Annotated in this window: 12 protein-coding genes; 10 read left to right on the top strand and 2 right to left on the bottom strand. The window is 55.9% G+C overall.

The genetic code is table 11. From position 1 onward, the window contains the following. Positions 1-229 precede the first annotated feature (229 nt). Positions 230-2,245 carry a B12-binding domain-containing radical SAM protein gene (locus AC2TDA_RS08550; RefSeq protein ID WP_480877330.1) on the bottom strand — a complete coding sequence of 672 codons (2,016 nt, stop codon included), beginning with the start codon at positions 2,243-2,245 and terminating at the stop codon, positions 230-232. Positions 2,246-2,315: 70 nt separating this feature from the next. Continuing rightward, positions 2,316-3,638, bottom strand: a complete 1,323-nt coding sequence (locus AC2TDA_RS08545) for a Rieske 2Fe-2S domain-containing protein (RefSeq protein ID WP_480845412.1) — start codon at positions 3,636-3,638, stop codon at positions 2,316-2,318. A 324-nt stretch (positions 3,639-3,962) separates the two neighbouring features. On the opposite strand from AC2TDA_RS08545, the gene AC2TDA_RS08540 reads away from it, so the two are divergent. The 10 genes from AC2TDA_RS08540 (at position 3,963) to AC2TDA_RS08495 (ending at position 22,832) form a co-directional block, all read left to right on the top strand. Further along, positions 3,963-5,006 (top strand): hypothetical protein, encoded by a 1,044-nt coding sequence (locus AC2TDA_RS08540; protein WP_480845411.1) that lies wholly within the window; start codon positions 3,963-3,965, stop codon positions 5,004-5,006. Further along, positions 5,003-5,776, top strand: coding sequence for an NAD-dependent epimerase/dehydratase family protein (locus tag AC2TDA_RS08535; RefSeq protein WP_480877333.1), 774 nt, complete (start codon positions 5,003-5,005; stop codon positions 5,774-5,776). Before AC2TDA_RS08540 ends, AC2TDA_RS08535 begins: the two co-directional genes overlap by 4 nt. After that, positions 5,773-6,585, top strand: coding sequence for a sugar phosphate isomerase/epimerase family protein (locus AC2TDA_RS08530; protein WP_480877335.1), 813 nt, complete (start codon positions 5,773-5,775; stop codon positions 6,583-6,585). Before AC2TDA_RS08535 ends, AC2TDA_RS08530 begins: the two co-directional genes overlap by 4 nt. Continuing rightward, positions 6,582-7,715, top strand: a complete 1,134-nt coding sequence (locus tag AC2TDA_RS08525) for an NAD(P)/FAD-dependent oxidoreductase (protein ID WP_480877336.1) — start codon at positions 6,582-6,584, stop codon at positions 7,713-7,715. The genes AC2TDA_RS08530 and AC2TDA_RS08525 overlap by 4 nt, the downstream gene beginning before the upstream one ends. Next, positions 7,712-8,146: a GtrA family protein gene (locus AC2TDA_RS08520; RefSeq protein ID WP_480877338.1), complete on the top strand. Its 435-nt coding sequence runs from the start codon at positions 7,712-7,714 to the stop codon at positions 8,144-8,146. The genes AC2TDA_RS08525 and AC2TDA_RS08520 overlap by 4 nt, the downstream gene beginning before the upstream one ends. Next, on the top strand, positions 8,146-10,008 hold the full coding sequence (locus AC2TDA_RS08515; protein ID WP_480877340.1) for a hypothetical protein: 1,863 nt from the start codon (positions 8,146-8,148) through the stop codon (positions 10,006-10,008). Before AC2TDA_RS08520 ends, AC2TDA_RS08515 begins: the two co-directional genes overlap by 1 nt. After that, positions 10,005-10,739, top strand: a complete 735-nt coding sequence (locus AC2TDA_RS08510) for a glycosyltransferase family 2 protein (RefSeq protein ID WP_480877342.1) — start codon at positions 10,005-10,007, stop codon at positions 10,737-10,739. Before AC2TDA_RS08515 ends, AC2TDA_RS08510 begins: the two co-directional genes overlap by 4 nt. A 5-nt stretch (positions 10,740-10,744) precedes the next feature. Continuing rightward, positions 10,745-11,950 (top strand): glycosyltransferase family 4 protein, encoded by a 1,206-nt coding sequence (locus AC2TDA_RS08505; RefSeq protein ID WP_480877344.1) that lies wholly within the window; start codon positions 10,745-10,747, stop codon positions 11,948-11,950. A 220-nt stretch (positions 11,951-12,170) separates the two neighbouring features. Then, positions 12,171-16,667, top strand: a complete 4,497-nt coding sequence (locus AC2TDA_RS08500; RefSeq protein WP_480877346.1) for a MupA/Atu3671 family FMN-dependent luciferase-like monooxygenase — start codon at positions 12,171-12,173, stop codon at positions 16,665-16,667. 30 nt (positions 16,668-16,697) lie between these two features. Next, on the top strand, positions 16,698-22,832 hold the full coding sequence (locus AC2TDA_RS08495; RefSeq protein ID WP_480877348.1) for an SDR family NAD(P)-dependent oxidoreductase: 6,135 nt from the start codon (positions 16,698-16,700) through the stop codon (positions 22,830-22,832). The last annotated feature ends 10 nt before the right edge of the window (positions 22,833-22,842 follow it).

Genomic DNA, 22,842 nt, shown 5'->3' with positions numbered 1-22,842 from the left:
AAACCGGGAAAACAATCCGGCAGCACAATGTCGAAACATTAACCCAAGGTGTGAGTTGGGGAAACGGTGAGATGCTTTGACCACAGCATTGATGCTGCATTTTTGACAATCACAACGCAGCGGCAAATTTGTCGCCATTTCATAAATTCAGTCCGTAAACGCATTCTCGCTTTTAACCCGGATTACTTCCAAGCTCTCCGGGGCTCGCATTGCTCATGTGTTTTCTTGGCTAAGGCCCCACGACCTCACGTCGGAAATCCCGCGCAAACATTGTCCGAGTGAACCTGCCCAAACCAGTTGGGTGTTCGCCAAACGTGTCCAGTCGTGCAAGCAGAACAGACTTGACGCGCGGGTCGACCCGAGTCGCAAAATCGCGCGGTCTGGTAAATCGAAACGTCTCCAGAGAAACGCTGAAATCTCCGTCCCGCCATGCCTCGATATCATACCATGTTGTCCAAACCGGTGCATCCTCTAGACTGTCCGCAAAGGGTGTGCTGAGCATGATGGAACGATAGTAAGCGATGATGCTGGTCAATTGCGCATGCGCTTTGTAGTCATCCGGCGGGAGCAGTTCCTTAATGGCTTGTTCCAGGAACTCCAGTGCTTCATCCACGATGATAAAACGACCGATCATCGCGTATTTCGACAGAAGATTGCCACCCAGATCTCCGGATATCAGTGCGTCATAATTCTCATCCGCCCAGGCAACGCAGTCCTCGCGCGTCTCAAACAGCTCAGCCTGGTTTTCCTCAAGATAGTCCGCAATAGCTTTCTGAAACCTCGCAGGGGCCTGCAACAGGTTTTCCTGCATTTTCCGAACGACCAGATAGGGCCGAATGCCCTGGTCACGACTGAAATGAAACGCCTCTTCGAAATTTCCCTCGTAATAAAAGATTGTCAGCAGCAGATGAAATACCCGAGTGTCGAGATAATCCTGGAACGAAAAGCTTTCGCTTTCGACGACCATCTCCTCGGTTTCAACCACCGTATTGCCGGTATAGCGACCGAGACATCGGGCCACGACCCGGTGCCGGGTCTTGAACCCAAATTTCTCTCGCGAGTCCGGGTTCGACAGCGGTGCCCCGTGCAACAACATCAATTGATGCGCAGCAACCCTGCTGACACCGGTTTCTATCAACTGATCGACCGCATCCATAAAGCTGGCCTTGGTTTCCCCTGGCATGCACAGGATCAGTTCCCCGTAAGACTGCATGCCTTTGGCGTGCAGTTCCTGCTGGATCTCGGCATAGGTCTCCAGCTTGATGTTGTCCCGCTGGATATTCTTCAGGACCGTTGGATTCAGCGACTGTACGGATGACGTCATCGGCAGTCGTCCGCGTGCTTTATTCATAACCTTGATAATGCGGTCGCCGCGGTTCTTTCCCGTTGTGGTACGGATATATTTCGGCCAGTCAAACCGATCCATCAACGCGCCCAGGTAATCGGCGACCTCCTCGTCCTGCAGGTACATCCCGAAATTGTCGTCGGCAAAACACAGCGGGCTAGAACGGTCGATACGGCTGACCACGTAATCCAGATCCGCTTTGGTCCGCTCAAAGGAATGGCGAAACACTTTGGAATTGGATTTCACGGCTGAATTGCAGAAGGCGCAGGTAAACGGGCACCCGCGTGCCAACTGCATCAGCGCGAACAGCCCGGTGTTGAAGAACTTGTCCATGTAACCCGCCAAATAGGGTGACGGGATTTCATCCAGATCCCGAATGCGCGGCACTTCCCCTCCGCGTATCACCGCGTCAGAACTGCGATCCACCCAAAGGGCGCCGTCAATAGGTTCCGAACAGGTAGTCTCGATGGAACAGTCGCTGTCGACATAACGCTGTAAGGCATTGAGGAAGGCGCGTTCTCCTTCATAGGTCGGACCGCGCACGTGGATATCAATCTGCGGCATTGTCCGGATCCAGTTATCCTGCTCTTCCTCTGTCAGAGGAAAGTTTGGACCTCCCATCAAAGTCAAAGTTTCAGGCGAGCGGTCTTTAACATAGACGCCAAATTCTTCGGCCAGACGATGGTTCCATGAATAGCTGGAGAAGCCGACAACTTCTGGAATCCCTCTGTCCAGTGCCGCCTTGAACTCCATGGGGTCTCGGAAAATCTCGATTTCAATTGGGGTCGGAGATTTGACATACGCCTGCGCGTAGGTCGCTAGGTTACCGACACCCAGCGGATAGGTGTCGGAAGTTTCAGTAACCAGATTGTGGCCGAGATCGGCCAAGAAAATTCGCATTAGCATTCCTCCCGAAGGGCGGAAGCAACGAACAACTCTTACTATTGATTATGTCTTCTTTTTGGGTTCCTTACGAGTTGGCCGCAGCCTCGGTAAATTGCTCAACTTCGCTATCCTCTTTGGTGTTAATTTGCGTCTTTGGGTCAATGACAATTATTTCACCGTCGATCTCACATGCCACGCGTTTAAGCATAGGCAGGGATTGGCAGGCGGACTTACCAGATTTTGCGTCAAAGGGCAGATTGTGCCACGGGCACACGACGGTATCGCCTTCCACCCAACCGTTAGCCAGGTCGCCGCCCTGATGTGGGCACCGCCGAGTCAGCGCGACCACGTTGCCCTCGGACAGGTGTGCGACGCAAATTGCGGGCGAGACACCACGCACAGTACCGGGCGGTACGTCTTTTAATGCGACCTCGAACCCTCGGTCGGTTTTGGTACCAATCATTTCTGCCGGATTCGGTTCCGGATCACCGGGCGCCAGAGAAGGGATCAGCTTATTCCGCGCACGTAGTGCAAGGCTGGTCACATAACTGGGCTGCAGTTTTGCAGGCCATTCCGCCAGCGGGCGCAAGGTCGCCGATCCGCTCCAACCTGAATAGACATAGTTGTGGTGGTGCAGTTGCGGAAACACCGGGCGGTCCACCGACAGACGGCAGGATATGGCAAAGCGTGTTTCATCCGTGCGGTTCAGTTCCGAGCCATGCACGTGATCGGTATGAAACATCACTACGTCGCCGGGATGCAGGTCGAACGTCATGGTCTTGTGCAGCTTTTCGCCGTCGGAAATGTTCCCCGAGCGCACATAATTGTATTCACCCACATAGTCATCCGGGTACACAGTCAGCCCGTTGCCGGGACGAATGCGCCCCATCGCAAACCACAGATTTATGCCGTTCGATGGGCAATCCAGCCAGCTGTCGCGGTGTGGTCCATGTGCAGCGATTTTCCCCTGCCCGTAAGACTCAGCGAACTTGTTGAACTCTTTCTTGTAGCCTTGGGCGATATCAAAGGGGATGTGGAAGCGAACGTTTGGTGCCCTCTCGTAAAAGAACGTGTCAACGTCCGGAAAAGCGCCCTTCATGAACCGATCCAAAAAATCATGGGTCAAAGGCTCAATTTCAGCATAAACAGCATCAGTCACTTTGGGGATGTCGGTCGCCGATACCCACTCGTGAATACGATGATAACCATCGCGTTCCGCCCGTTCTGCAGCCTCTTTCCCAACCGCTGCCGATATGCCCCGGATCGTGGCCTGATGCCACATATCGTAAAGATCGAAGGCTTGCAGGGCCTGACGAAAAACGTAGACCTCACCATCCAGAATATTTCGTTCCAGACCGGACCGGTTCTGCCCGTCCCCCTGATCAAAACGCAGGTCGTGGTATCCCATAATTTTCCACCTCTTAAATCGATACACACCAGGCAGCCTCAATAAATGCTGACCGGCAAGGGAATCCTGAATTCTGTTTTTATCCTATCACGCTATAATTTGATGTGGCGCACATTCCGCGGATAATACCGCAGAGATCACCTACAATCCTAGTAGTTTTAAGCGCCAAATACTCCGCATTCACAATTTTGTTGCTGACAGGGAAACAATTCCCGCCGAGGATTACTGGGCGATAGCAATGAGTTTCTGAACAAATTATGGTTTGTCGCTAATAGCATTGCGTTTAAAGTTTAAAGATTTCGGCTTTGAAACACAGGACAACACATGACTCAGATTGGTGAAATCAGTCCTGAGAACACGGCACAAAAGACAGCTTATGGTCAACTTGGTCGTGAAAACCTTGTTTCCCTGATCCTTGTCTGCGAGGGCAATATCTCGCACGACGAACAGGGTCTGATGCAGATGTCCCGGTTTGCCAAATCCCGCTTCGACTATCATGAGTTACTTGTCATCGTCGCCGATCCGCCGCCGGAATGGGATAGCCGGCTGCGCCAGATCGGCCAGGACGTCGAACATTTGCGCGTCCTGAGTGTCGACCGTCAAAGTGATTACGAAGACATGGTTGTACAGGCGATGCATCAAGCAATCGGCGACTACATCATGTGCATGGCGCCGGATTCTGCGTCTGAAAGTGAGCTCGACCAGTTGATCGAGAATATTGCCGGGGGGCAGTATGATATCGTAAAGGCCGTATTTGATCCCTCGCTTGTCCGACGTAGAGATCGGGCCATGGCCAGCGTTTTGAGCTCAGCCATGCGGCTGATGACCGGGCAGCAGATGGAAGCATTTCAGGCGCGTGCTTTTGTACTGACGCGCACCGCCATGTCCCGCCTGGAACAGATGGGCGGTATTCTGAAGTTCTTCCGCATCCTCGACCTGTCCGCGCATCTCTCGCAGAAACGTATTTTTGTCAGCCGCCGCCCTCGCCGTCCATTCATGTCAGGATTTGTAGACAAGGCGCGCCTAAGTGCCGAGCTGGTCTCTTTGTCCTCCGAGCGGCTCGTCCGCAGTTTTGCGCTGTTATGCCTGTGTCTTTCTTTTCTCAGCTTGCTGGCAACAGTTGGGGCCGTTGTGACACGGCTTGTGCTGCAGGATGTTGCACCGGGCTGGGCATCGCTTGCCGTCCTGTTTTCTGCACTGTTTGCTGCCAATTTCGGAGTTCTTGCCGCAATCTGCCTGGGCTTGCTGCAGCTGCTGCGTCAGGGACGAAGAGATCGCGATACGGTTTTAGTTTCCGAAATCAGCGGCGGTGATCTGTATCACGCGGGCGCCGAACTCAACGTTGAAGGGGCGGATGAGGACAAATGACAAACGCATTGATCGGGCACACTGGTTTTGTCGGCTCAACTCTGTGGGGCACCGGTTCTTATGACATTGGGTTCAATTCCAAGAATTTCCACGACATGGCGGGGCAGGAATTTGACACCGTAACCTGCGCCGGCATTCAGGCCGTTAAGTGGTGGGCCAATCAAAACCCGGATGCCGACTGGGCCGGAATTGCGCCCCTGCTTCAAGTTTTAGAGTCGGTCAAAACTCGCCGCCTAATATTGATTTCAACCGTGGATGTTTACAAATCCCCGGTTGGCGTCGACGAAACCAGCCCAACGCCTGTCAAAGGCTTGCATGCCTACGGGTTGCATAGGTTGCGCGTAGAAAACACGCTGAAAACACATTTCGAAGACTGCCGCGTTCTACGGCTGCCCGGGCTTTACGGAATCGGGTTGAAGAAAAACCTGATCTTCGACGCCCTCACTGGTGGGGACTTGTCCGGCTTCGATGCTCGGTCGCAATTTCAGTTCTACCATTTGAATCGCCTCAAGACCGATATTGATCGGATCTGCCAAACTGATCTTTCGCTGGTAAATCTGGCCACAGAACCGGTTTCCGTAAGGGACATAGTGCAAAACCTGACCGGGCAGACACACGTGGTTGAGCTTCCCGCTCCGCCAGTTCGGTACGACATGCAAACCCGCCACGGCGACGTATGGGGCCAGGGTGGATCTTATCTTGAAACCGCATCAAACTGCCTGAAAGACATAGGCAGTTTCGCAGATCAATGGCGCAGAGATCATCCATGAAGCTGGCGGTTTCGAACATTGGATGGGCTGCGGACCACGACGCAGAGATTGCCCAGCACCTGATCGAAGCCGGGGCCGAGGCATTGGAGGTGGCACCTGGTAGATTGTTCGCCAATGTCGCGACTGCGACCGCAGAGGACGCGATTGCTGTGCGCCGAAACTGGGCCGCGCAACACTTGCCCGTTGTTTCCATGCAAGCGTTACTATTCGGGCAACCCGAACTGCGTATGTTTGGCCAGCCGGATCAGGTGAAAGCGTTTGAAGATTACCTGACTCACGTCATGACACTGGCTGAGGCCTTGGGTTGTGGCCCTCTGGTCTTTGGCTCCCCCGGCAACCGAAAACGCGGCAATCTGGATCTGATCGCTGCCTATAGCGCGGCTGTCCCGATCTTTCGCCGGATCGGCGACATAGCCCAGACAACAGGAACGTGTTTCTGCCTTGAGGCCAACGCGACAGGTTATGGTTGCGACTTTCTGACTCGTCTGGATGAAGCGGCCGCCATGGTGCGGCAAGTCGATCACCCTGGCGTGGGCATGGTTCTGGATACCGGCAACATGATGATGGCTGAAGAAGACCCTTCTGCACTCAAATCAGCGCTGCCATTCATACGCCACGTCCATTTCAGCGCCCCACATTTGAGGCCGATCATACACCATTCCGACTTCATCCAAGCTGTCTTCGACACTTTGAACAACGCCGGCTACAAAGGGTACGTCACGCTTGAGATGCGTGCAGATGAAACACTTGAGCCCTTGTTTGAAAGCCTGAGGTTCCTGCGTCGTCTCCTGGATGGGGTAGACGCATGAACGACCATCCCGAAAAGGCCGATGTCGTAATAATCGGTGGCGGGTTTTATGGCACTTGTCTTGCCTTATTTTATCGTTCGGTCGCCGATCATGTGGTGGTTCTGGAGGAACGCAGCGGGCTGCTTGAACGCGCGTCATATGTCAACCAGGCCCGGATACATAGCGGATTTCACTATCCGCGAAACTTCAAAACAGCACGGCGCTCCTTGTCCTTGTATCCGCGATTCATTTCGGATTTCCCGGATGCCGTCGTAGGGGATTTCTCAATGCTGTACGGCGTTGCGCGCTATGGCTCGCGCATCACGCCGCAGCGCTTTGAAAAGATGTTCGCGGACCTCGGGGCGCCCATAGAGGCGGCAAGCCCGGCAGAAATGGCGCTTTTCAACCAGGTCGAAGTTGCCAAGATCTGGCGTTGCAACGAATATGCTTTTGACGCCAATGCGCTTCGCAAAGATTTGCAACAGCGCCTGAACCGGGCTGGCGTAACCGTCAGGACCAATGCGAAAGTTGTCGCTGTCCATCCCGGGCAAGAACCCGACCCGATCAGAGTTGCCGTCGAAGGGCACGGCGAAGTCTCTGCACCAATCGTGATCGACGCCACATATGGCCTCCTGGCCGGTGAAAGCGATCTTGGGAAACGGCTGGGCTTTAAATACGAGATCGCCGAGGTCGCACTGATTGATCCGCCAACGGCCCTGTCTGGGTACGGCATCACGATGATGGATGGCCCGTTTTTTTCAACCATGCCCTTTCCGGCCGAGAACACCTATTCGCTGACCCACGTCCGATATACACCGCATCGTGCCTGGCTGGCCGGGCAGCCCAAATCCACCGACAAGCTTCAAAGCCATTGGCTGCATATGCTTCGCGACGCCAGCCGGTACGTGCCGGCACTGTCGGATGCGCATTGGCAAAAGTCCTTGTACGAAACAAAGACGGTACTGTTGCGCAACGAGCGCGATGACGGCCGGCCAATCCTTCTGGAACGGGATGCGCGCCACTCGGGCTTGATGGTGGTCATGGGGGGCAAGATCGACAATATCTATGACCTTTTCGAGCGGCTCCAAAGCGATGGAGGTCTTGCGGCGACAGCCGACACAAGGTTTATCGACAAGGGATGCGCCGCATGATCCGATTGTCGGAATTTGGCCAGATGATCCGATTCTTCATAACCGCCTGCGGCGGGTTAGTATTGGATCTGGCAGTGGCAAGCGCTCTGATCATCGTGTGGGGGATTCGCGATCCTGTGGCAGCTCTTGTCGGCCTCGGGTTCGGGATGGTCTTCAACTACTTCGTTCATACGTTCTGGACCTTTCGCGATCAAAACCAACGCGCCTCCTTTGGTCATTTCATACGATTTGCTATCGGAGTCGCAGTGGTGCTTGTGGTACGCGTTACCGTTCTTTGGTGGTTGGAAACACAAGGATTGCAGGCATACCTGCACCCAACGGTGCGATTGGGAATCGCGGCCGGTCTTTCCTTTGCGCTCAGTTATCTGATTTGCAGCAGGTTGATCTTCAGAAACCGGCCTTCTGATACTGGCACAGGGGGAGTATTCTGATGAATTGGAAAGCCCAGATCGCCGTTACCGTTCTAGCCCTGCTCGTATTGGTACCGGTGCTGGCATCGGTACCCACATTATTTCCGCCTGACCCCAACCTGCCAAATGTCGCGGCCATACTTGGCTATAATATTGGACTGGTATGGGTGCTTGTATTTCTTTGGGCTGCGTCAACCATTCTCGCGTCAAGTCTGATCAGTACGCCATCAGGCATCCTACCCGTCACCCCCGCTCGCCCAGCCGCCATCTCAGCATTGCAGCGTTGGACCGAGCGGTTGGTGGTGACACTGCCTCCGCTGCTTCTCAACTGGCCTTCAGCAATCGCTCGCTTCGGCCCTCATGTAGAGGATTCCTATTTTCTCGCACCCCTGTACCGCATGTTTTGCGGGCAGGTGCCGTATCAGGATTTTGAGTTTCTTTACGGCCCTTTGATGATTGCCCCTGCATATTTTCTTATGGGGGCCGAGTACTCGCCTCTGACTTATTACGGGCTTTATACAGGCCTGCAGGCCTTGCTGTTGCTCATCATCATGGCCCTGCTGCAGCGCCTGATCCCACAAACCGGAAAACGCTGGCTGGTCTTCTTTCTGCTCTTGCCGTTCTGGATGGACGTGCTGCTGGGGCTCAACTGGATTGCCTGGCGATACCTGGCTGCTTTGCTCGCGATCGTATTTCTTGCCCGTAACCCACGGGACACGAAAACACTCGTATTGGTGGCGGTCATATTAGGGCTAGGCGCCGGGTATTCGCATGAATATGCGATCGCCGGGCTGGTATCCGCAATTGCGATCATTGCCCTTGATGGCTGGATGTCCCCCCGTTCTATGCTGCTCAGAATGGCTACGGTGACCCCTGTGGCTCTGGCAAGCTGGTTTGGTGTTTCTCTATGGGCTTTGGGTGGCGACATTTCCGCTTACCTTGAACTGACGGCTCAGGTGATGTCCCGCGCCAGCCAGAATGGGCTTGGGCAATTCGCCTTTTACTGGAGCCTGCACACACTGGCATTGTTCGCCGTATTGGCAGCGGCGTGTGTAGCGACAGGATCGGGGCTCAGGGACATACCTAGAAAAGCGGCACAGGAAGGCGACTTGTTACTGCTTGGTTCTGGGGTCTTTGCTGTGGTCACACTGAAGATCGCAACGCAAAGAGCCGACTTTCTGCATATGGCTGTGCCGTTTGTCCCCCTGATATTGGTCTGGCTTGCCGCCCGTCCTGCATCCTTGTTTTTGATCACACCAGCACTTCGGCGATTTGGATTCGCGATGATCATTTTAGCGGCCTTCGCGCAAACAGTCAGTCACATACCTTTGGGCCGCTGGATCATCCCAAGCAACTTGCGGGGATTGTATCACGAGATCACCAACCGCGCCCAAGTCGGTACAATCGTGGCACGGGGGCCGACAACCCAGAGCTTGCGCAGCCATGCGCGCCCCGACCGGGTAGCACTGGCCGCACGGCTTGCCTCTTCTGACATCGCAACCAGACCCGTAATCCTTTATGGGAAAATCTGGACCATGGCACCCGAAATTGGCATCTGTCCCGTCGGGTTTTCCTTTTACGATGTTCTGTACTCTGATGCCCTCAATCCCTTGGCTGCGACGGCCGAAATGAACGGTTTGATTGTGGTTATCAACGTCGATGATTACGCTGACCTGCAAGACGGTTGGCAAGCCGAAATGCCATCAGACGACAAATGGCGGCGCGTGGTCAGCTGGATCAGCGGCAACACAGCACAGCAGACAGCGCTGGAAAACGGTATTGAGTATCGGATGTGGAAACAGGCATTGGGTGAAATTTTGTTGAAGGACTTCGTTGTCCTGGAAGAGCTCGATACCTTCATTTTGATGGAGCGCGGATCATGACCGACGCCTTGCTGTTTTCCGTCATAATGCCCGCCTACAATGAAGAGGACGTCATCGAAACGACGATCCGTGATCTGTGCCAACATCTGAACGATACAGAGTTCCGCTACGAACTGATCGTTGTTGACGATGCCAGCCAGGACGGCACGGCAGAGATTTTGAAGAAGCTTGTTTGGGAATTTCCCAACCTGCGCGCGGTGCATAACTCCGGCCCCAACGGATATGGGTTTGCGATCCGAAAAGGAATTGAAGTCTACAACGGTGACGCATTGGTTGTCGTCACTTCGGATGGTGCAGATTCCCCCGCTGATGTCGCGGCGTATTTCACATGTATTGCAGACGGAGCCGACTGCGCCTTTGGCGCACGGTTCGGCCCGGGCAGCACTGTGACCGGTTATCCACCCATAAAACGCGTGATCAATCGCGTCGCGAATACTGTAATCGGCTGGCTGGTAAGGGCTAAATACCGAGACTTTACAAACGGCTTCAAATGTTACCGGCGTGCCGTTGTCGATGATATGCAACCCCTGGTCGCCGGGCAGTTCAATATAACCATCGAGATGTCCCTAAAAGCAGTTCTGGGGGGCTGGCAATATGCGGTCGTACCAAACGATTGGCGCCAGAGAGACGGAGGTGAGTCCAGTTTCAGCATCCTGAAATTGATCCGACCATATGGGGCTACTTTGTTTTACTGTCTTCTTCGCAATTATCTTATGTCTGTCCGCAGGTGAGCATCATGGACCCTCTTCGCATTGCCATGGTGACCACTTTCTACCCGCCATTCAATTTTGGCGGGGATGGGATTTACGTTCAACGCCTGGCGCGGGCGTTGGCACTGCGCGGTCATCATGTCGAAGTGATCCACGATACGGATGCTTACAAACAATTGTCTGGACATACGCCAGAGCTGCCAGAAGATGATGGCATAATTGTTCATCGACTGGGTTCGCGGTTTCCATTGTTGGGGTCGCTGGCCGTGCAGCAGACCGGGCTACCCCTGTCGCACAAGCGCGAACTGGAGGAGCTGCTGACAGACCGGTTCGACGTCATTCACTTTCACAACATTTCCCTGATTGGCGGACCTGGAATCTGGAAAATCGGAACGGGCGTCAAATTGCACACAGCTCATGAACATTGGATGGTATGCCCATCGCACATACTGTGGCGCGACAATCGTGAGATCTGCGACGAACGCCGGTGTCTGCGGTGCGTCCTGCGGCACGGGCGCCCTCCGCAGCTGTGGCGCGCGACGAATCTGGTCTCGAATGCGGCCCGGAATGTGGATGCGTTTTTGATGCTCAGCCAGTCCTGCCTGGACAATCATCGCCGGTTCGGTTTCACCGCCCCGGCACAGGTCATACCCTCGTTTCTGCCAGACGCACCCGACCTGCCTGACCTGCCCTCGATCCATTCACGCCCATTTTTCTTTTTCGCCGGACGGCTCGAAGTGATCAAAGGTTTGCAGGATGTCATCCCCGCGTTCGATGATAGCCTGCCGGCAGATTTGCTGATTGCCGGCGACGGCGACTACGCAGACGAATTGCGGCGCCTTGCTAAAGGTCGGCCCAACGTGCATTTTCTAGGCCGCCTGCCCCCCGACGATCTGCGCCGCTATTACCGTGATGCACTGGCTGCAATCACGCCATCGCGCTGCTATGAGGTCTTCCCACTGGTCGTTTTGGAGGCATTCCGGGACGGTACTCCCATAATAGCCCGAGATCTGGGCCCGTATCCCGAGATCGTAAATGCCACGGGAGGAGGGGTTCTGTTCCAATCCACGGAAGACCTCAGGACTCAACTTGAGGAATTTGTAGAAAGCCCCGAGAAGTCGGCCACGCTTGGCAAAAATGCCCAAGCGGGGTTTGAAAAAAACTGGCGCGAGGATGTCGTATTGGCATCGTATTTCGAAATCATACATCGTCTTCGAAGCAATCAGATGTAGATTCCAGAAAACCTCTTGGGATGAGAAAGCAAGGAAGAATATGACGCCAAAAAAATGCTTGAACTCCAAGTGAAATCCAGCTGCGCTTGCCCGATACGCTTGTTCAGAAAACAAGCCAAATACTGGTTATCATCTCCCTATTGTTGACAAATTTTTCGGACATATTCCCCATACACCCGAGTCGAACAAAATCGGCTTTTGAAAAGAGAGCGAGGGCATCGTGAGGGCCATATTCTGTGGCAATGAAGCATTGCTGTTGCAGTGCGCCCAAATCTTCCTGGACCAGGGCGGCGAAATCGTCGGTGTTGTTACCCGGGACTTAAAGGTCGTGAATTGGGTCCGGGAACGCGGTTTGCCGGTATTGGGTAACCCTCAGGATCAGATAGCCGACAATATTGAATGTGATTACCTTTTCAGCATAGCCAATACCGAAATTTTGCCTGCGAACCTGACCGAAAGACCCAAATATTCGGCAATCAATTTACATGACGGACCGTTGCCTGCTCGGGCAGGACTGAATGTGCCTGTATGGTCGATCTACGAAGGCCAACCGCGCCACGCGATCACCTGGCACAAAATGAGCTCGAGCCTGACGGCTGAACGGGCATTTCTGATCCGCGAATTCGATATCACACCAGATGAAACCGCGTTCAGCCTGAATGCCCGGTGCTACGAAACCGCACTTGAGACATTCCCGGAATTGTTGTCACAACTGAAGGAACAGAGCGAACCTTCGATCATACTGGCCGGAGCAGGACAGCTCTATTCCAGAAAAACACGGCCCACAAACGAAGGTCTGCTCGATTTTCGGAAACCGGCGGCCGACCTGATGCGGGTGATACGGGCGCTTGACCATGGCTCTTACAAGAACCCGATCGCCTTACCCAAGATTTGGACCGGGCAGCAAATATTGGCCATACAGGGTGCTGAAATCACTGGTGCCGCCAGCGGCGTTCCGGGGCAGGTCGCGGCCGCCGGTGAAGGCACGCTGACCGTCTCATCCATGGATGGTGATCTCCTTCTGCGCGAGGTTCAGGACCTGACCGGACAGCGCTTTGACAGCATCGAAATTGGTCAAGTTTTGCCGCCCCCGATCAAAGCCGACGAAAATACCACGTCAGATGTTGTCGAAGCCGAGCGGCGTTGGGCCAAGGAACTTCTGGCAGCGCGCGCCGCTGTGCCTCCGTATCCGCGTCACACGGCCCGCGCGGAAACGACGGTTGCGCAAGACGCGCTGACAGCTGACCTTCTGGCAAGCAAAACTGATCTCACCGCTGAACAATTGGCAGCAGGCTGGATAGCATGGAATACTGGTCTGAGCGGTTTGGACAGCGCGTCGCTGACACTTTGCATTGAACCTTCATCGCGTTTTCAGTCGCCCTATCGCCCGCTGCACCTGCGAGTTGATCCAAAGAACAGTCCAGCAAAAGTTCTGGGCGACATGCGTACCGTTTGGAACGACACTCTCCGCACCTCACCCATGGCCGCAGACCTTCCGCTTCGGATGGGCGCCCAGCGCAGCACTGCATTGCAGGCCCTGTCGGTTGTTTTGGATCTGCGAACCAACACCCCAATCAATTCAACCGAACCCGTCGACCTGGCCCTGTACCCGCCGCATGGGAGTCAATCCGCGAAGCTCGTGGCTCGCCCAGGTCTGTTCTCACCCGATGTGCTGGCTGCAATCGCGCGAGATTTCAGTCAGTTCCTGCATGCGTTCCTGACTTCGCAAGAAAGGGCATTGGATAGTTTGCCTTTGGGCTTTGTAACGCGAGCCAACCGACAGGGAGAAAACATCAATGGCCCTGCCTGCGTTCACGAAGCGTTTTGCCAGCAGGCCGAGGCAAATCCGGACGCAATCGCTCTCGAGGTCCAGGACCGCCGGTTAAGCTACAAAGAGCTTGAGCAGGAAGCCAACGCTCTGGCCGCTGTACTGGTCGCTCGCGGTGCGCGGCAAGGTAAAATCATCGGTCTGTGCCTTGAACGTAGCGCAGATCTGGTTATCGCCATGCTGGCTATTCTCAAAACCGGCGCTGCGTACCTACCCCTTGATCCGTCTTATCCCGAAGACCGGATCGCTTATATGGTTGAAGACAGCGAAGCGGCATTGATTGTCACCAGCCCTTCGGCGGCTGCGCGACTTGCGCTGGATTCTGAACGATCAGTCTTGGCATCCGAGCGGGACTATGCGTCTGCACCTCTGCATGTCGGGGTGCGTGCTGACGACCTGGTGAACCTGATCTATACCTCCGGGTCTACCGGGCGCCCCAAAGGCGTGATGATTCCGCATCGCACGGTAATGAATTTCATGGCCGGCATGGATGAAATGGTTCCCCTGTCTCCCGGTGCACGTTTGTTTGGCGTGACCTCCGTTTCCTTCGATATATCGGTGCTCGAGATTTTCTGGATTCTGTCGCGCGGCGCAACGCTGGTATTGCAATGCGATGGCGCCAGCGAGACAGTCTTGCCAGACTTTTCGCTGTTCTACTTCGCCTCCGAGGCATCCGGCACCGGACACCACGCCTATCGCTTACTGTTTGAGGGAGCCAAGTTCGCCGACAAGAACGGCTTCAAGGCGATCTGGACTCCGGAACGACATTTTCACGCCTTTGGCGGGCTTTACCCCAACCCGGCGATTGCCGCTGCCACATTGGCGGGAATAACCGAAAACGTCGAATTGCGGGCCGGTTCAGCCGTATTGCCCCTGCACCACCCAGTTCAGGTAGCCGAAGACTGGGCGTTGGTCGATAACCTGTCCAACGGTCGAGCAGGTGTCGCGCTGGCCTCCGGTTGGCAACCGAATGATTTCATCCTCAACCCCAGTTCTTTTGCCAACCGAAAGGACGAAATGGTCAAGGGGATCGATACTTTACGTTCGCTCTGGAAGGGTGAAACGCTGAGTTTTCCTGGACATGACGGCGGGGACGTCGAGCTGGAAATCCACCCCCGCCCGGTTCGCGGCGAAATCCCTCTGTGGCTGACAGCTGCGGGCAATCCCCAAACTTTTGCCGAGGCCGCCAAAGCCGGATGCGGAGTGTTGACGCATCTTCTGGGACAAAGCTTCGAGGAGGTTGCAGAGAAAATCCGCGCCTATCGCGTCGCCTGGCGTGCTGCGGGCCATCCGGGAAACGGCCACGTTGTTTTGATGTTGCACACCTTTGTCTCGAAAGATGAGGACAATGTGCGCGAGCTGGCCCGGAAACCGATGAAGCAATATCTGCGTTCATCCGTAGACCTTTTGAAGAAAGCCTCGTGGACGTCCCCTCTGTTGGCGGAACGATCTCGGGACTCGGGCATGAACCCGCAAGAGATGTTCGAGAAGGAAGAGCTCAGCGAAGACGAATTGGACGCCCTGCTGGACCATGCTTTCGAACGTTATTACCGAAGTTCCGGCCTGTTTGGCACACCGGATTCTGCCGGGGAAATGGTGCGTCAGCTGGCACAGGTCGGTGTCGATGAAATCGCCTGCCTGATCGACTTTGGCATCGACACAGATGTCGTCCTGAAGAACCTGCCGCACATCAAAGCCTTGATGACGAAGCTCGAGGAAGAAGGTGGCGTTGACCGAAAGGCAACCGTCGCCGAAGAGATCACAGCCGGTAAAATCACACATCTGCAATGCACGCCGCCAATGGCCTCGCTTCTGGCGGCAGACGATCCGGGACGCGCCGCGCTGCGGCAGCTGGATGTGATGATGGTGGGAGGCGAAGCCTTCCCACCCGATTTGGCCCGCAGCATCAGGGACGCCATGGCCCCGGACGGTGTGCTTTTGAACATGTATGGGCCGACCGAGACTACAATCTGGTCTTCTGTGGCCCGGCTGGACGATCCGGGACCTGTGATCCCGCTCGGCGATCCCATTACCAATACAACGCTGACCATTCGATCAGCCCAAGGTCGGGAGCTGCCTGATCTGGTCGAAGGTGAGTTGTGGATCGGCGGTGGCGGCGTTGCCGAAGGCTACTGGAAGCGGCCCAACCTGACCGCTGAGCGCTTTACAGAAACCGGCGACGGGCGGTTTTACCGAACCGGTGATCTGGTACGGCGCTCCGCGTCCGGGCAGTTGGAATTCCTTGGTCGGATGGACCATCAAGTGAAGATCCGCGGTTACCGGATGGAATTGGGCGAGATTGAAACTGCGCTGGGTTCCCTTGCGGGCATAAGGCAGGCCGTGGTCAACGCCGTCGAATTCGGACCCGGCGACGCGCGCCTGATCGGCTATGTAACGCCCTCAGGGCCGCAGCCGGATACTGCCGGGTTGCTGACCGAACTGGCCAGGAACCTGCCCGAGTTTATGTTGCCGTCCCAGATCGTTGCCCTTGAGGCCATGCCGCTGACGCCGAACGGCAAAATCGACCGCAAGGCGCTGCCGAAACCCATGACCGGTCTGGTGGAAGAAGGCGCCGCAGCCGCTACAGACTTCGAGGCCGGTATTGCCGCCATCTGGGCCGAGGCTCTGGACGTGTCCAATGTGCCGGTGAATGTGAACTTCTTCGATCTGGGCGGGCATTCCCTTTTGGTCGTGCAGCTGCGGCGACGTCTGAAGAACAAGCTGGGGCTCGACGTCGCAGTGACCGACATCTTCAGATTCCCGACAGTGCGCAGGCTGGCCGAGCATCTGGGGAAATCCGAAAGCGTTGCAGCCAATCAACCCAGCCGGGCCGCCAGCCGAGGGGCGGCGCGCGCGCAGGCAAGGCTTGCACGCACGAAACAACGTTGAAACAGTAGGCGACATCCGGGGATGGAGCGCGTGAGTAACGAGAATACAGGTAGTTTCGACAATCGCATTGCGATCATTGGCCGTGCTGGTCGTTTTTCCGGCGCGCCCGATATCCGCGCTTTTTGGAAAATGCTGTCCGAGGGACGTTCGGGTGCAACATATCTGTCAGATGCAGATCTTCTGGCACAAGGTGTCAGCCGCAAACGTCTGGCCGATCCAAATTACGTAAAAGTCGCACATATTCTGCCCGATATGGAGATGTTCGATGCGGGATTTTTCGGCTTCTCCCCGCGCGAAGCCGCCATTCTTGACCCGCAACACCGTCACTTCCTGCAATGTGGCTGGGAAGCACTGGAAGATGCCGGCTGGATACCCGAAAAATTTGATGGTCGCATTGGGGTCTATGCAGGATCGGGCATGCAAAGCTATTTGCCCTTAAATTTGCTCAGCAACCCTGACCTGGTCGAAGAGATCGGCATGTTTTTGTTGCGCCATACCGGCAACGACAAAGACTTTTTGACCACGCGTCTTTCGTATCTGTTGAATTTGACTGGACCGTCCGTCGCCGTTCAAACGGCCTGCTCGACGTCGCTAGTTGCCGTGCATCTGGCGGCCAGCGCATTGTTGAACATGGAATGCGACATGGCCTTGGCGGGCGGCGTGACGATCGAGTTACCACATCGCGTTGGGTATGGATTTTCACAGGGCGAGATTCTTTCCCCTGACGGTATCTGCCGCGCCTTCGACGAAGAAAGCCAGGGTACAGTTTTCGGCTCGGGCGCTGCGGTATTGACACTGCGGCGCTATGCCGATGCCGTGAAAGACGGAGATGACATCAAGGCAGTCATTCTTGGAACTGCGATCAACAATGACGGGATCAGCAAGGCCAGCTATTTGGCGCCCTCTGTCGATGGTCAGGCAGAAGCCGCCGCCGAAGCACTGGCAGTGGCCGGGCTTGAGGCGAGCGATATCGATTATATCGAAACCCACGGCACTGGCACGCCAATCGGTGACCCCATCGAGCTGAGTGCGCTGCAAGAGGTCTATGGCGCCGCAGATATCGGCGGGATTGGCATAGGCTCAGTCAAGACCAATATCGGGCACACCGACACGGCAGCGGGCGCGGCAAGTCTGATAAAGGTTGTCGAAAGCCTGACCCATGAACGCCTGCCGGCCAGTCTGAATTTCAAGACCCCCAACAGCCGGTTCAATTTCTCGCGCAGCCCGTTTCAAGTCCAGGCGCGCGGGCGTGATTGGTCAAGAACGCCCCGCATTCGCCGCGCGGCTGTCAACTCACTGGGCGTGGGCGGCACAAATGCCCATGTGATCGTCGAGGAAGCCCCACATGTGCCCCCGGCGGCGGAAGATAACCAATGGCGTCTCTTCCCGATTTCGGCCCGCAACGACACGGCGCTGGGCAACCTGCGCGGCAAATGGGACGATTTCCTATCTGAATCTGCACCCGCCAGCGCCGACGTTTCAAAGACGCTGCGCGAAGGTCGCCGTGAATTTCCGGAACGGTTCGTTGCGGCCGCGCGCAACCCGAAGCACTTGCAAACGCTGATCAAGGCGAAATCTCACCCCCTGATCGCACAAGGCCGGGCAGAGTCCGACACGGATACGTCGCCTGAAATCGTGTTTCTTTTCCCTGGCGGCGGCGCACAATACCCAGGCGCAGGCAGCGAGATGCGTCGTGACGCTCCGGTCTTCGACGCTGCGGTCAAAGACTGTTTCAGCGCGCTACCAGAATCCGCTCCAGCGGACCTGGAAGAGATGATGTTTGCCCGCGATCTCTCAGACCGCGAGGCGACCGATAAGTTATCTCATTCGGACTATGCCATTCCGGCACTGTTCATCCTGGAATACGCATATTCGCAACTTTGGCAAAGCTGGGGTGTCGAACCTGACCTGATCTTTGCCCACAGTGTCGGCGAATACACGGGTGCCGTCGTGGCTGGGGTGATGTCCCTGGCCGACGCACTGAAAATTGTCACCTTGCGCGGGCAAGTCATGGAGGCCGCTCCCGAAGGCGCGATGACAACCGTGCCGTTCAATGAAGCCGAGACTCAGGAGCTGATCCAAAGGACCGGGTCTGAACTGGATATTGCAGCGTTGAACCTGCCGGACAGTACGGTTGTTTCCGGCCCGCTCGGGGCGGTTGAAACGCTTGAGGCAGAGCTTTCGAACCAAGGGCATGACGTGCGCCGCATTCACATCGCGGTAGCAGCGCACTCGCGACAACTGGACCAACAGCTTGACCGTTTTCGCGCCGGGTTCGAGGGAATGACCTTTGCACCGGCACGGATCCCGATCATATCGTCCTTACGAGGGGCTACTGCTCAAGGGGACGATCTGGCCTCGCCCGAATACTGGGTCCGCCATCTGCGGCACACGGTTCGGTTCACCGGCGCTACCAGACAGGCGCTCGATGCGCCCGGCCGTATCGTGATCGAGGTTGGCCCCGGACAAAGTCTGGGACCGCTGGTTGGTGCGATGGAATTACCGCATCCGCCACAAGCCATGTTGTATTCCGCCCCATCAGTTCGCGAGCCGCGCGACGAGATTGGCGTGATGCTAACGGCCTTTGGTGCGCTGTGGGCGAATGGATGTAACATCGATTGGAACAAAGCCCTGCCCGCGGGCGGGCGCCGAATTTCACTGCCAACCTATGCATTTGACAAGACTCGGCACTGGATCGAACCGGGGCAAGGCAAGGAGAAAGAAGAAGATCTTGATCCGCTAACCCTGCCACGCATTACCCCGATTGAGAATTGGTTCGAGACAATACACTGGCCCGAGATGGCCTTGGCTTCGCATAACCCGACATCGTTGGCGGCCGAACCCTGGTTGGTTTTGGCAGGTTCCGACACCCTGTCCAATGCTGTCCTGGATTCACTGACTAAGAACAACGCTGACGTAACTGTTGTCACCAAAGGCACCAGATTTGAAGAAACAGCAGCTGGCTATTGCCTGAGGCCCGAAGATACGGACGATTTTGAAGCCCTGTTCCAAAAGATCGGGAACAGCCTGCCCCCACGCATCCTGTCCCTTTGGCCGCTGTCGGAAGATGGCGATTCCGCCTTTGACAGCACCTACCTTTTGGCCCGTTTGATCCAACAGGCAGATTGTGGGCCGAACCGGCTTGTACTGGCCACACGAGGCGCCATCGGGCCTGGTTCCGTCAATCCCGAATTCGCTACGTTGACCGGGATCATACGCTCGGCCCCACGCGAGATACCCGGGCTTGAGGCCACGCAGGTCGATCTCGACCCCGAGCAAAATGCAATAGCCGGCGCGGGCAATGCCCTGGGCGCAGCCCGGCAGCTTTTCGACGAAATGCTCCAGCCAAGCGCGGAGGATAACGTTGCCTGGCGCAATGGGAACCGCCATGTGAACAAGCGAATTGCCGATCATTCGAAGACCGGCGCTCAGCCAACCCGTATTCAGGTTGGTGGCACATGGCTGATTACCGGTGGAACCGGCGGCATCGGGCGCCAATTGGGACGATGGCTTGGCGAAACCTATCATGCCAAGGTTGGGTTATTGTCCCGCTCTGGCCACGAAGACGAAGCCCTTGCCTCTCGTATCAGGGAAGCTGGCGGTGACGTCATGTTCCTGAAAGCGGATGTCACGGACAAAAATGCAATGTCCGCTGCGCTGACATATCTGCGAAGCAGCTTCGGCAAGATCAGCGGGGTGATCCACGCGGCGGGGCAGCTGGATGACGGGCCGATATCCCTGAAAACGCTGGATGACGTCCGCGCGGTCATGGCGCCAAAACTAAAAGGTGCTCAAATCCTGGACCAATTGCTTCCAGAAGGCGAGTTGGATGCTTTTGCAGTCATATCATCAAGTTCCGTGGAAACAGGACCCGCAGGCCAGGTGGCTTATGTCGCGGCCAACGCCGGACTGGAAGCATTGGCTAAAAACCGGAACGATGGTTTGTCGATTGCGTGGGGCGCATGGCGTGACAGCGGAATGGCGGCGCGAGTCTTTGGTCATGGGCAACACAAACCGGGACCAGAGGATCATCCTCTTCTAGGACGTCGGCGTGACGAGGCAGACGGCGAAGTCATCTTCGAACGGCTCATGCACCCTCAGGAAGATTGGGAGATATCCGGTCACGTCGTGGCGGGCCTTCCGGTTCTGCCAGGGACGGCCTATATCGAACTGGTTCAAGTCGCGGCACGCGAAGTCCTGAAATCTTTGACGTTTGAGATTTCTGCGTTGTCGTTCAATCAACCCATGGGATTTGCCGAAGACCTGCCGCGGTTGATGCACATTTCGCTGATGCCACAAAAAGATGGTTATGAGCTTAAAATCAGCAGCCGATTGGGGGCGGGCGATTCTCTGGTGGATCACGTGCAAGTGCAAATCCAGGCAATACGCAAAATGGATAAGCAAATACCACGCGATCTGGTCTCTTTGCCCCCAATGGACCTCATCGCTCCAAACGAGCAGGTCAAGCAGGATGAACTGATAGACTTTGGCCCGCGCTGGAACACATCCGGCCCCGCCCGCCGCTCTGGCAATTGGTGCGAAGGTCAGTTCACGCTGCCGGAGGAATACATATCTGACCTGAGTAACCATCCCCTGCATCCCGGCCTGCTGGACATGGCGGCCACTGTCGGCCTGAACATTCTGGACAGAGATCAAGCCGCACCACTTTATGCGCCAATGTCCGTCTCCCGAATTCGAGTGTTTGGCCCGCTCAGCCGGGAAATAACGGCGCAATCTGTCAAAGTGGCCGAAACCAAAGGGCAGTTCGCAGCCTTCGACGTGGTTATTCGCGACGCGTCTGGAACCGTGGTCATGATCCTGGAACATCTGGCGCTGCGGGCCCTATCACGTGAGGCGCTGGCAACTGCCCCTGAACCGGCCCGATTGGGCGACCAGTTGCTTGCCACCGGCATAAGGGACACCGAGGCAGATGCCTTGTTCAACCTCATCTTTTCCCATCCCAGTCGACATCAGATTATCTCGCCTGTCTCCCTGGATCTCGTGAAACTTGCGCTTGTCGAGGCACGGCCCAAACCAAAAGCACGGCCAGAGCGAGGCCAGAGCGCCGCGCCTCAGATGGGCCCGCACAGCGCGCGGATCGCGGGCATTTGGGAAGACATTCTGGGTGTTGATAACATACAGCCTGAAGACGACTTTTTTGAGCTTGGAGGGCATTCGCTGAACGCCGTACGTTTGTTCACGCGTGTCCGGCAGGAATTTGACGTCGGCCTGCCTCTGGCCACGTTGTTCGAAGCCCCGACATTGGGTGCGTTGACTGAACTCGTTCTTAGGACAGCAGGTCTGACCGAGGGTTCACCGACACAGCCCGTGGCGACCCGGTGGAGCCCGTTGGTTCAAATCACTAAAGGCGACGAAGACACGCAACCACTGTTCTGTATCCACGGTGCGGGTGGAAATGTCCTGAACTTCCGCCCTCTCGCCGGTTTCCTGGACCCGTCCATTCCGTTTTCCGGGCTGCGCGCATTGGGGTCAGACGGCGGCCTCAGCGTGGATATGACGATCGAAGATATGGCCGCTCGATACATCGAAGCCGTTCAAAAATCGTATGCACACGGACCTTACCGGCTAGCCGGGTATTCGGGCGGTGGTGTTGTCGCGTTCGAAATGGTCCGGCAGTTGCGTGCAGTGGGTGAAGAAGTGGATGAGCTGATCTTTTTCGATACGATCGCGCCACATATGTCGCAACGACCATTGAGCTTGGGACAAAAACTCTGGGCAGCGCGCAAATGGGATCTCGACTACGCGCTGGATTGGATCAACAGGCGCAAAACGGGACGTGAAGGCCGGGAAAAGCTGGTCCAAATCAAAGAGCTTTTGGCCGAAGGCAAACCATTGCCCGACGAGTTGATCGGCCCGCGAATGACCGATTCATTCGTGCAAGCACAGAACCGCTATGATACGCCTCTGCTTGATGTGGACATAACATTGTTCAAGGCTCGCCGGGCCAGTGCTCTGTTTATTGCAGCAGGTAAGGATCTGGGTTGGGGTCGGTACACCAACGGACGGGTTGATATACGAGAGTTTGACTGCGATCACTTCACGATGATGGCAGAACCGACCATCGCTGTGATTGGTTCCGAACTTAACCAAAAGCTGCTTTCAGCGGATGAAGACCGGTCGGATGACGAAGAACATGCCGCGTGATCCGAAACAC

The organism is Ruegeria sp. HKCCD6426, assembly GCF_057221115.1.
This window is presented reverse-complemented; position numbering and strand designations above follow the sequence as displayed.